Genomic DNA, 12503 nt, shown 5'->3' with positions numbered 1-12503 from the left:
GCGATCAGGCCAGCTTGCCATGGCACTGCTTGTAACGTTGGCCGCTACCGCATGGGCAAGGGTCGTTGCGGCCAACACGCAGGCCTTGCGAGGCCAGGGCTTCCGGCGAGAACGGGTTGCCTTCGGTGGCGCTCGGGGCGTCGTCGTGGTGCATTTCCATGCCAGCCACTTCGTGCGGGGCGACTGCTTCCATGTCTTCTTCGCTGCGTACCTGTACGGTCATCAGCACGCTGACCACACCGCGCTTCACGCGCTCCAGCATGTCGGAGAACAGCTCGAACGCCTCGCGTTTGTACTCCTGCTTCGGGTTCTTCTGCGCGTAGCCGCGCAGGTGGATGCCCTGGCGCAGGTGGTCCATGGCTGCCAGGTGTTCACGCCAGTGGTTGTCCAGCATCTGCAGTACCAGGCCGTGCTCGAACTGGCGCATGGATTCTTCGTTGGCCAGGGCCACTTTTTCGGCGTAGCTGGCTGCGGCCAGGTCCAGGATGCGCTGCTTGATATCGGGGATATCCAGCGTCTGCTCGGCCTGCATCCACTGGGCTACCGGGGCGTGCAGCTGGAACTCGCTTTCCAGCGTGCGCTCCAGGCCCGGCAGGTCCCACTGTTCTTCCATGGAGTCCGGCGGCATGTGCAGGTCAACCACGTCGCCCAGTACGCCTTCGCGCATGTGGGTGATGATGGCGGCCACGTCCTGGTCTTCCAGGATTTCGTTACGCTGCTGGTAGATCACTTTACGCTGGTCGTTGGCCACGTCATCGTATTCCAGCAGTTGTTTGCGGATGTCGAAGTTACGGCCTTCTACTTTGCGCTGGGCGTTTTCGATGGAGCGCGATACCCATGGGTGCTCGATGGCTTCGCCATCCGGCATTTTCAGCTTGTCCATGATCATGGCCACGCGGTCGCCGGCAAAAATGCGCAGCAGCGGGTCTTCCAGGCTCAGGTAGAAGCGGCTGGCGCCGGCGTCACCCTGGCGGCCGGAGCGGCCACGCAGCTGGTTGTCGATACGGCGCGATTCGTGGCGCTCGGTACCGATGATGTACAGGCCGCCAGCGGCCAGTACGGCGTCGTGGCGCACTTGCCATTCGGCACGGATGGTGGCGATACGGCTGTCTTTTTCGGCGTCGCTCAGGCTGTCGTCGTTCTGGATAGCCTTGATTTCCGGCTCCGGGTTTCCACCCAGCACGATATCGGTACCCCGGCCGGCCATGTTGGTGGCCACGGTCACGATGCCGGGGCGGCCGGCTTGTACCACGATCTCGGCTTCGCGTGCGTGTTCCTTGGCGTTCAGCACGTTGTGGGCGATGTTGGCCTGGGCCAGCAGCTGCGATACCAGCTCGGAGTTTTCGATGCTGGTGGTGCCCACCAGCACAGGTTGGCCGCGGCTGACGCAGTCTTTGATATCGCTGATGATGGCGTTGTATTTCTCGCGTGCCGAGCGGTAGATCTTGTCCTGGTGGTCTTGGCGGATCATCGGGCGGTTGGTCGGGATCACCACGGTTTCCAGCGCGTAGATGTTCTGGAATTCGTAGGCCTCGGTATCGGCGGTACCGGTCATGCCGGCCAGCTTGCCGTACAGGCGGAAGTAGTTCTGGAAGGTAATGGACGCCAGGGTCTGGTTTTCGCGGTTGACCTGTACGCCTTCCTTGGCTTCCACGGCCTGGTGTAGGCCGTCGGACCAGCGGCGGCCGGCCATCAGGCGGCCGGTGAATTCGTCCACGATCACCACTTCGCCTTCCTGTACCACGTAGTGCTGGTCCAGGTGGAACAGGGCGTGGGCTTTCAGCGCGGCGTTCAGGTGGTGCATCAGGGTAATGTTGGCCGCAGAGTACAGGCTGTCGCCTTCGCCCAGCAGGCCCATTTGGGTAAGGATGGCTTCGGCGTGCTCGTGGCCGGCTTCGGACAGCAGCACGCTGTGGGCTTTTTCATCCACCCAGTAATCGCCTTCGCCGTCTTCGGTTTCCTGCTTTTTCAGCAGCGGCGGTACGGCGTTCATGGCGCGATACATGTCCACGTTGTCTTCGGCCGGGCCGGAGATGATCAGCGGGGTACGCGCTTCGTCGATCAGGATGGAGTCCACCTCGTCCACCACGGCAAAGTTCAGCTCGCGCTGCACTTTCTCGTGCAGGCTGAACACCATGTTGTCGCGCAGGTAGTCGAAGCCGAATTCGTTGTTGGTGCCGTAGGTGATGTCGCAGGCGTAGGCCATTTTTTTATGGTCGTGCTGCATTTGCGACAGGTTCACGCCAACGGTCAGGCCCAGGAAGTTGTACAGCTTTTGCATGATGCCGGCGTCGCGGCTGGCCAGGTAGTCGTTCACGGTAATCACGTGTACGCCCTTGCCGGCGATGGCATTCAGGTAAACCGGCAGGGTGCCCACCAGGGTTTTGCCTTCGCCGGTACGCATTTCGGCAATCTTGCCGTGGTGCAGCACCATGCCGCCAATCAGCTGTACGTCGAAGTGGCGCATGTTCAGCACACGGCGCGAGGCTTCGCGGCATACGGCAAACGCTTCGGGCAGCAGGGCATCCAGGCTTTCGCCTTTGGCGTGACGCTCTTTGAATTCGGTGGTTTTGGCCGCCAGCTGCTCGTCCGACAGTGCCTTCATGGCGTCTTCCATACCGTTAATACGGTTGGCGACCTGGCGATATTGCTTGAGCAGTCGTTCATTGCGGCTGCCGAATACTTTCTTGAGAAGCGTCGAAATCATCGTGTGGACATCCAGCGGCCAGCGGGCCGATAAAAATGGCTAAAAGTGTAGCACAGGCAAACCTTCTTTTAATGGGGGCATTGCTGACCGGTATCAAGTGCCTGTGCATTGGAACAGTGTTGACGCCTGATTTGCCTTGTTAGGATATTTGCTCTAAACAAACGTATGAGCGTAAACGCCATATCATGCAGCAAGGGTAGCCTGTTTGGCATTGCCCTGTTGTAACGACAGATAACAAGACTCACGAGGAGAAACACATGGATCGCAGACAATTCCTGAAAGCAGGCAGTTTCCTGACAGCTTCTGCCGCGACACTGGGGCTCACCGGCTGTTTTGGCAGTGGTGGTGGCAGCGAGCCCGCCCGCAGCCATACCTTCCCGCAGGGCGTGGCCTCGGGCGACCCGCAGCCGGCTAGCCTGGTGCTGTGGACACGCCTGGGCGATGCGGTAGCCGATACCCCGGTTACTATCGAAATTGCCACCAGCCAGAACTTTGCCAGCATTCTGCACAGTGTCACCGTCACCGCCCAGGCGCAGTGGGACTACACCGTGCGCCACAAGGTGACCGCGCTGCAGCCCGGCACCACCTACTACTACCGCTTCCGCGCGGGCAGCAGCGTAAGCCAGGTTGGCCGCAGCAAAACTGCACCGGCTGCCGGTACGCCGGTGTCGCAGCTGAAATTTGCCTTTATTTCCTGCCAGGACTGGAGCGTGAACCACTGGGCAGCGTTTGACGAGCTGCTGCAGCAAGACCTGGACTTTGTCGTGCACTTGGGTGACTACATTTACGAAACCGTGGGCGCGGCTTTCCAGACCGGCAAGGTGGAAACCCGCCACAGCCAGATCCAGCTGCCGGACGGCATCAAGCGCAGCGATGGCGCCACCTACGCCAACACCCTGGCCGATTACCGCACCCTGTACAAAACCTACCGCAGCGACAGCCGCCTGCAGGCGCTGCACGCGGCCTTCCCCATGATTGCGGTATGGGACGACCACGAATTCAGCGATGACGCCTGGCAAGACCACCAGAACTACACAACCGGCGAAGATGCTGCCAAAGTGACCAGCCGCCGTCGCAACGCCAATCAGGCCTGGTTCGAGTACATGCCCGCCGATGTGAGCCTGGATGCGGCCAACCCGTCGTTCCAGAATATCCAGATCTACCGCCAGTTCAGCTTCGGCAACCTGGCCACGCTGGTGATGACCGACCAGCGCCTGTACCGCGCCGACCACGTTATCCCCGAACTGGGTGCCGGCAGCGAGATCGGCAGTCGTTACTTTGTGCCCAAATCCACGCTCGCCACGGTAGAGGGCCAGAAGATGAGCGCGGCCAGTGGCAGCCTGGACCCGGTGTCCATCTTGGGCAGCACCCAGCGCCAGTGGTGGAAAGACCAGATGAGCGCGGCCAACACCACCTGGAAGCTGTGGGGTAACGAAGTATCGCTGCTGCGCATGCAGGTAGACGGTACCCAGGCCGTGGCTGGCCTGATGGTGCAAAGCCTGATTGCGGCCAATGCCGGGCTGGCCGCACTGCAAAGCCAGCTGATGACCGCCTTGGTGACCGACCTCACCACCGCTGCGGCAGCCGTACCCAGCGCCAGCAAGGCGACCCAGGCGCCCGCACCCGGCTACGCCAATACCAAAACGCTGTTTGCCAACTTCGCCAACATTAACGGCACCGTATTCGACGCCGGTATCAAACCCCAGCTGGACGCCGCACTGCCTGCCGCACAGTTCTTCGATGTGTTCCTGCTGAATGCCGACCAATGGGACGGCTACAACGCCGAGCGCAAGGCGCTGATGAAACACCTGAAAGACAACGCCATCGGCAATGTGGTGGCGCTCACGGGTGACATCCACGCCTTCTTTGCCGGTAGCGTCATGGACGACTACGACGCCGCCAGCCCGGTACCGGTGATGGTGGACCTGGTCACGGCTGGCATCTCCAGTAACTCGTTCTATAGCTACTTCGAGAGCGTGGTAGACAGCAGTGCCAGCTTTGGCAAGACCAAGCCGCTGATCTACACCGAGCAAAACGGCGTGCGCACCAATACCTTCAATAGCACGCTGACTACCTTCAACCCATGGCTGAAAGTGGCCAACACCGACGCCCAAGGCTACGCGCTGGTCACGCTGACGCCTGCCAAGCTCAGCTGCACCTTTCATACCCTGAAAACCCTCAGCGCAGGCGTGTCGCCGGCGCAGCCCGCCACACGCAGTACCACTCAGCTGGAGGTGGTGGCCGGTAGCCCGTCGGTAACCGTACTGCCCTAAGCGATCAGCTACGCGCCTGGCCGCCACCCCTCCGGGGCTGGCGGCCTTTTTTCGGCCATCACCGGCGGGCAGATGGGCTACACTCTGCATCCATTCTTTTTTTGCCATTTGCCCTTTTGCCATGAGCAGCCAGCCACTTAGCCAGTTCAGCAAACGCGACGCCCGCCTGGCCGACCTGACCGCCGCCGCCCACGCCATCTTGCAGCTGGACCGCGCCTTCAAGCGCCTGCTGCCCGGCATGCTGGGCCAGCACTGCCAGGTAGCCTGCTTTCGTGATGGCGAGCTGGTGGTGTACGCGCACAACAGTACGGTCGCCGCTCGCCTACGCATGCTGGGCAATAGCGTGGTAGCACCGCTGACCCGCCAGGGCTACCCGGTGCAGACCCTGCGGGTGAAGGTGCTGCCCACCCCGCCCAAACCCGTACGCAGCAAATCGTTCCAGCTATCCGATGCCGGGCTGGATGCCTTTGCCCGCGCGGCAGGCGAGATCCGCAACCCGGTGGTGAAAGAGGCGCTGGGCAAGCTGCTGCGCCATCATCGCGGCAGCGAAAGCGAGCGCTAGCCGCGCCTGCGGCCAACCCTCGCGCAGCCAGCCTGTCATGCTGGCGTGATCCTTGCATGGTATAGCCTTGGGCAGCGCCGCATTGTGTGGCCTGGCTAGCCCGCCAGCGTGGCAGCAGGTAAGCTGCCTTGCAGAAGCCGCAGAGCTTCGCAATCAGGGATTCCACAAACAGATGATCACGCTCAATACGCACCCTCTTCGCCGCAGCCTGAACGACGAGGCGCACGCGCGCCCGCCGATCGCCATACCGTCACCGGCGCGGCTGACCACACTCACCCTTTTTTTTGACGAAGCCGAAGCGCCGCAGCGCAGCGCCTTGCAGGATTTGCTGCAGCGCATGGGCCTGCCGCAGCCGGACGATGGCCAGATGCATTACACCGGCGTGGCCGGTGACCTGACCATCCGCTGGGCCTTGCATACCGAATTTGCCCGCTACACCTTTGTGCTGGGGGGCGATTTTGTCGAGCCATTCGAGCGCACCGCGCTAGACCGCTTGCCGGCAGACTGGCTGGGCAGCCTGCCGGGCGCCATCATGGTGGCCATGCATGCCGTGCTGCTGCCTGCCTCGCAAGAAGCCCCCGCGCCGGAGATTGCCCAGCGCTGGTTTGGCGGCCAGGAGCTGATTGGCGCCGAAATCGGCGATGGCAACGGCGTGGCCTATACCGACCTGCGCCTGCATCCTGACCCGCGGCTGGCAGAAGGTTTCAGCCGCTACGTGGTGATCGACCGCGCCATGGGGCCCTCGCAGTCTGGCCGCATGATGCAGCGCCTGTTCGAAATGGAAACCTACCGCCTGCTGGCCCTGCTGGCGCTACCGGAGGCCAAACGGCAGATGCGCGAGCTGGACCGCCTGGGCACCCGGCTGCGCAGCGTAACGCTGCATATGGCAGAGCAAAGCGCGCACGACGCCGCCATGCTGGACGAGCTGACCGACCTGTCCGCGCAGGGTGAGCAGCTGATTGCGCAGAGCCAATACCGCTTTGCCGCGGCCCGTGCCTACTACAAGCTGGTGGCGCGGCGTATTGCCGAGCTGCGCGAAACGCGGCTATCCGGCCTGCAGCCGTTTTATGAATTCATGGAACGCCGGCTGGCCCCCGCCATGGAAACCTGTGAAACCGCAGCACAGCGGCAAGAAAGGCTGATGGCCCGCCTGCAGCGCAGCACGGCGCTGCTGCGTACGCGGGTAGAGGTAGTGCACGAAGCGCAAAATCGTGCGCTGCTCGCCAGCATGGATAGGCGGGCCGAGCTGCAACTGAGGCTGCAGGAAACGGTAGAAGGCCTGTCTGTCGGTGTGCTCACCTATTACGCAGTGGGGCTGCTGGGCTATCTGTTCAAAGCAGGTAAAGCCGCAGGCCTGCACCTGAACACCGAGCTGCTGACCGGTCTGGCCATTCCGGTCGTCGCCATGCTGGTGTGGCTGGGCATGCGTCGTGTAAAAAAGACATTGCAACACGGCTAGCCAGCTGCTGACACCCAGGGGCGGGCATTCCATCGCTAGCGTGTGCCTGCACCTTAACTATTGGCATGACACGCCCTGCCAAGTGCCATAACGGGTGCAATCTGCCCGTGAAGCACGTCTGCTGACTGGCGCAGACAGCAGCATGCCATTTATAGAAGTTGGCCGCAGATCAAATGCTGGGCTGATAGTGCAAGCGCTGCCAGGCAAAAACCCTCAGAATAGCAACGTTCATTTTCTTGCAAGCCTCGCCGATGTCTATTTCTTCCTCACGCAAATTACGCCCGCTGCTGATCAGCTTTGTTGTGGTCACTGTCCTGCTGGCCATTGCCCAGACCGTCATGGTGACGATTGGCCTGAACAAGATCATGGCCAACAGCCGTTACGAGCACCAGATAGCCGACGGCCTGTCAGACCGCATGGCCGATCTGCGCTTCCATGTGGTCCAGATTCAGCAGTTCCTTACTGACGCTAGTGCTACCGGTGACCGCGATGGTTTTGGTGATGCCAAAGAGCATTATCAGGCTGCAGTCAAGCAACTGGACGAGCTCAAACAACTGGACGCTGCGTATGGGGATGATGCGCAGGCCACACGACAGTTGCTGGACACTTTTTACCAGGTAGGCCAGCAGATGGCGGATGCCTACATTAACCAGGGGCGGGATGCGGGCAACGCCCTGATGAAGGCGCCCGGCACCGGCTTTGACGAGCGGGCCGAGGCACTCACCAAAAAACTGGACGGCTTGCATGGCCGGGTAGAGCAGAACCTGCAGCAAGTCGTGAGTGATAGCGAGGCCCAGATTGCCTCGGCGCAAACCAGCTTGCTGCTCAGTAGTGCCTTGCTGATTCTGTTGGTGACGGCTGGCGGAGTGCTGCAGTATCGCCGCGTGTTCCGCAGCCTGGGCGGTGAGCCGGTAGAGGCCATGCGCCAGACACGCTATATCGCGGCAGGTGACCTAAGCCACGTCTTGCGCGTGCCAGCCGGGCGCGAAAACAGCCTGATGGGCGCGTTGTCCGATATGCAGGACAAGCTGCGTGACATTACCGGCCGCATTCGTGATCTGGCTAGCCAGGTACAGGGTAATGCAGGTGATTTGTCCCGCTCGGCCCACGATGTGCAGCATGCTTCGCATGCTCAGAGTGAAGCTTCGCGTGCGATAGCGGTGTCGGTGGAAGAAGTATTGCAGAGCATCAGCCAGCTGGCCGAGCAGATTCGACACGTCGAGCAAGAGGCGCACGACGCCGACGCTGCAGTGAATCAGTGTGCGGGCCTGATACGCCAGTCTGCGGACGATATCCGCGGCATTGCCAGCCATATTTCCGGTGCTGCCGAAGCGCTGGATGGGCTGAGTACGCAAACCCGTACCATCGCCAGTATTACCCAGACGATTCACGATATTGCGGATCAGACGAATCTGCTGGCGCTGAATGCGGCGATCGAGGCCGCCCGCGCTGGCGAAAGCGGCCGCGGGTTTGCCGTGGTGGCCGACGAAGTACGCAAGTTGGCCGAACGCACCAGCCAGGCTACGGTGGATATCAGCCGCCAGATCGATAACCTCAGCCACGGTATGCACGAGGTGGTCGGTACCATGCAGGGTAGTGTGACCGCCACGCAAGACGGTGTGGAGCAAAGCCGGCTGGCCAGCGAGGCGATTGAAGGCATTCGTGATAATGCGGCCAACATCAGCCGCCATATCGAGTCGGTTGCGCTGGCGCTGAGCGAGCAGCAGCTGGCGGTACGCGATATTGCCCAGCGTGCCGAAGTGATCTCGACCATGACCGAAACCAACCAGGGCACGGTAGACCAGACTGCTGCCGCCGCGAGCCAGCTTAGCGTACACGCACAGGATCTGGGCGCGGTAGTGGCCACGTTCAAGCTGTAAGCGTGCGTTGTTGCGCATAAAAAAACCCGGCTGCGGCCGGGTTTTTTTATGGCTACGCCACAAAAAAAGCTCCCCCTGCCTCGATACAGGGGGAGCCAAGGGGAGCCGGCGGCCGGGGCCGCCCTTGCTATTACTGCTGGATGATCTGGCGGATCTGTTCGATGCCTGCCGGGTCGTCCAGGGTGGTCAGGTCGCCCGGGTCACGGCCTTCGGCCAGCGCCTGGATAGAGCGGCGCAGCACCTTGCCGGAGCGCGTTTTGGGCAGCTGGTTCACAAAGTACACCCGCGCCGGGTTGGCAATGGCGCCCAGCTGGGCGGCTACCCGGGTGATGACTTCTTTTTCCAGCGCGGCCCGGCTGGCCGGGTCGTCCAGGATGGCCGGGTTTTTTACCACGGCAAAGGCCTTGGGCACCTGGCCTTTCAGGCTGTCTTCCACGCCCACCACGGCCACTTCGGCAATGGCACTGTGGCTGCTGACAGCCTCTTCGATTTCGCGCGTGCCCAGGCGGTGGCCGGCGACGTTGATCACGTCGTCAGTGCGGCCAAGGATGGTGTAGTAGCCGTCTTCATCCTTGATGCCCCAGTCAAAGCTGGAGTACACCAGTTTGTCCTTGAACAGGCTGAAGTAGGTGTCCACAAAGCGCTGGTCCTGCCCCCAGACCGTGCTCATACAGCCAGGTGGTAGCGGCGGGATCACACCGATCACGCCTTTCTCGCCGGGGCCCACTTCCTGGCCCGTGCTCTCGTTGAACAGCTTCACGTTGAAGCCGTACACCGGCAGGCCGGGGCTGCCGAATTTCACTTCTTTTTTCTCTACGCCATTGCACAGGGTCAGCATGGGCCAGCCGGTTTCGGTTTGCCAGTAGTTGTCCAGTACCGGAATGTTCAGCTCGCCGGCAATCCAGCTGGCGGTCGGCTCATCCAGTGGTTCACCTGCCAGAAACAGCGCACGCAGGCTGGACAGGTCGTGTTTGTGCAGCCACGCCGGGTCCTGTTTTTTCAGTACACGGATGGCGGTGGGCGCGGAGAACATCACGCTGACGCGGTATTTTTCCACCAGCTGCCACCAGATGCCGGCGTCGGGGCGGATGGGCAGGCCCTCATATACCAGCGTGGTCATGCCGTTGATCAGCGGGCCGTACACGATGTAGGAGTGGCCTACCACCCAGCCGATGTCGGAGGTAGAGAAGTAGCACTCGCCCGGCTTGCCGCCGTAGATGTATTCCATACTGGCGGCCAGCGCCACGGCGTAGCCACCCGTGTCACGCTGTACGCCCTTGGGTTTACCGGTGGTGCCGGAGGTATACAGGATGTAGCTGGGGTGGCTGGACTCTACCCACTCCACCTCGGCACGGTCGTGCAGGTGCGCTTCGCGCAGGCTGTCATAGTCCAGGTCGCGGCCCGGCTTCATCATTGGGGCCTCGGCCAGGCCGCGGTTCACCACGATGACCTTGCCTGGTGCGCTGGCACCGGCATAACCCAGCGCTTCGTCCACCAGCGGTTTGTAGGGGATCACCTTGCCGCCGCGCATGCCGGCGTCGGCTGTCACCAGCACTTTAGGGCTGGCGTCTTCGATACGGGTGGCCAGGCTGGCTGGCGCAAAGCCGCCGAATACTACCGAGTGCACTGCCCCGAGCCGTACCGTGGCCAGCATGGCAAAGATGGCCTCGGGGATCATGGGCATGTAGATCAGTACGCGGTCGCCTTTCGCCACGCCCTGCGCCTGCAGGATGGCGGCAAAGCGGGCGACTTCTTCATGCAGCTCGCGGAAGGTGTAGCCGGTTTCGATACCGGTTTCGCTGGACACATAGGCCAGCGCGGTTTGTTCTGCGCGCTCTGCCAGGTGGCGGTCTACTGCGTTGTAACAGAGGTTGGTCAGGCCACCGGCAAACCATTCACGAAAGGGGGGCTTGTCGTACGCCAGCACTTTATCGAATGGCTTATGCCAGTGGATGCGGCTGGCTTCCCTTCCCCAGAACGTTTCGGGCTCGTTGATGGATTGCTGATAAAACGCCTGGTACGGGGTCATGCCGGTCTCCTGAAGGTCTTGTGCATCTGTCAAGCGGTTGCTTGTCGGACAAAATAAGGAGTAAGCACGTTGGTGGTCAATCGTGCGCTGCAGTATCCGGCTGCTGCCGGTCTGGTAACGTTGTATAAATACCGATAAAACCTAGGCTTGCTATAAAGTGATACTGCGCGAGTAGCGGCAGGGTTTGATATGAACACTGGCCTAGTCCCCCCGCTTTGCATTACTCTGAAAGCTAGGGACACCTTATGTATTTCAGGACAAGACCATGGACGTTAAGCACTATATGAATGTCGTTGGCCAGGCTGCCCGCAAGGCCAGCCGCGCCATCGCCCGCGCCGATACCAATCAGAAAAATAAAGCCCTGCACGCGATGGCCGATGCCATCGAGCGTGATCTGGAGCGCTTGGTCGCGGCCAATATGCAGGACCTGGAGGCCGCGCGGAAAAATGGCCTGGAAGAGGCCATGATCGACCGCTTGACCCTGTCGGAAAAAACCGTACACGGCATGGCAGAAGGCCTGCGCCAGATTGCTGCCTTGCCCGACCCGGTGGGTGAGATGGGCGAGTTCAGCTACCGCCCGTCCGGTATCCAGCTGGGCAAGATGCGCGTACCGCTGGGGGTGATCGGCATCATCTACGAAGCACGCCCCAATGTGACCGCCGACGCCGCTGGCCTGTGCCTGAAATCCGGTAATGCGGTGATTCTGCGTGGCGGCTCGGAAGCGTTCCACAGCAACCAGGCCATTGCCGCCTGCGTACACGAAGGCCTGCGCGTGGCTGGCCTGCCGCAGCACGTGGTGCAGGTGCTGGAAACCACCGACCGCGCCGCCGTGGGCGAGCTGATTACCCAGACCGAGTTTGTGGATGTGATTGTGCCGCGTGGTGGCAAAGGCCTGATCGAGCGCATCACCCGCGATGCACGGGTACCGGTGATCAAGCACCTGGACGGCAACTGCCATGTTTATATCGACGACACGGCCAACCCGGAAAAAGCCTTCAATATCGCGCTGAATGCCAAAACCCACCGCTACGGTACCTGTAACACCATGGAAACCCTGCTGGTGCACACCGCTTTTGCCGAGTTTATCTTGCCAAGGTTGGCCGCAGCGTACTGGGAAAAGGGCGTAGAGCTGCGTGGTTGCGAACGCACACGCGGCATTCTGGGTGACAAGGTGGTACCGGCTACTCTCGATGACTGGAGTACCGAATACCTGGCACCGGTGCTGGCCATCAAGGTGGTGGGGGGTATCGACGATGCCATCGAGCACATCAACCATTACGGTAGCCACCATACCGACGCCATCGTGACCGACGACTATGCCCGTTCGCGCCAGTTCCTGCGCGAGGTGGATTCGGCCAGCGTGATGGTCAATGCCAGTACCCGCTTTGCCGATGGTTTCGAGTACGGTCTAGGGGCTGAAATCGGTATTTCTACTGACAAGATCCATGCGCGTGGCCCGGTCGGGCTGCATGGCCTGACCAGCCAGAAGTGGATCGTACTGGGCGACGGTCAGGTACGAGGCTAGCCATAGCGTGCCTTGATGCAGGCAAGGGGCGGCCAGTACGGCTGCCCCGGCACGACAAAGCACGCGTG

Annotated in this window: 7 protein-coding genes; 5 read left to right on the top strand and 2 right to left on the bottom strand. The window is 61.4% G+C overall.

The genetic code is table 11. From position 1 onward, the window contains the following. Positions 1–4: 4 nt before the first annotated feature. Positions 5–2707, bottom strand: coding sequence for a preprotein translocase subunit SecA (gene secA, locus ACZ9XP_RS05745; protein ID WP_147688117.1), 2703 nt, complete (start codon positions 2705–2707; stop codon positions 5–7). A gap of 257 nt (positions 2708–2964) precedes the next feature. Between secA and ACZ9XP_RS05740 the strand changes: the two genes are divergently transcribed. The 4 genes from ACZ9XP_RS05740 to ACZ9XP_RS05725 all read left to right on the top strand — a co-directional run bounded on the left by ACZ9XP_RS05740 (position 2965) and on the right by ACZ9XP_RS05725 (position 8881). Next, positions 2965–4980, top strand: coding sequence for an alkaline phosphatase D family protein (locus tag ACZ9XP_RS05740; RefSeq protein ID WP_465188133.1), 2016 nt, complete (start codon positions 2965–2967; stop codon positions 4978–4980). 121 nt (positions 4981–5101) lie between these two features. Continuing rightward, positions 5102–5542 carry a DciA family protein gene (locus tag ACZ9XP_RS05735; protein ID WP_147688115.1) on the top strand — a complete coding sequence of 147 codons (441 nt, stop codon included), beginning with the start codon at positions 5102–5104 and terminating at the stop codon, positions 5540–5542. 172 nt (positions 5543–5714) lie between these two features. Next, positions 5715–7001 (top strand): DUF3422 domain-containing protein, encoded by a 1287-nt coding sequence (locus ACZ9XP_RS05730; protein ID WP_147688114.1) that lies wholly within the window; start codon positions 5715–5717, stop codon positions 6999–7001. Positions 7002–7252: 251 nt separating this feature from the next. Continuing rightward, positions 7253–8881: a methyl-accepting chemotaxis protein gene (locus tag ACZ9XP_RS05725; RefSeq protein WP_206211388.1), complete on the top strand. Its 1629-nt coding sequence runs from the start codon at positions 7253–7255 to the stop codon at positions 8879–8881. A 130-nt stretch (positions 8882–9011) separates the two neighbouring features. Here ACZ9XP_RS05725 and ACZ9XP_RS05720 read toward each other — a convergent pair whose 3' ends face one another. Further along, on the bottom strand, positions 9012–10910 hold the full coding sequence (locus ACZ9XP_RS05720; RefSeq protein WP_147688113.1) for a propionate--CoA ligase: 1899 nt from the start codon (positions 10908–10910) through the stop codon (positions 9012–9014). Between the two features lie 265 nt (positions 10911–11175). Here ACZ9XP_RS05720 and ACZ9XP_RS05715 point away from each other — a divergent pair, with 265 nt between their 5' ends. Then, complete coding sequence (locus ACZ9XP_RS05715) at positions 11176–12435, top strand: glutamate-5-semialdehyde dehydrogenase (RefSeq protein WP_147688112.1); 1260 nt, start codon at positions 11176–11178, stop codon at positions 12433–12435. Positions 12436–12503 lie beyond the last annotated feature (68 nt).

The sequence above is a fragment of the Vogesella perlucida genome (assembly GCF_979366545.1).
This window is presented reverse-complemented; position numbering and strand designations above follow the sequence as displayed.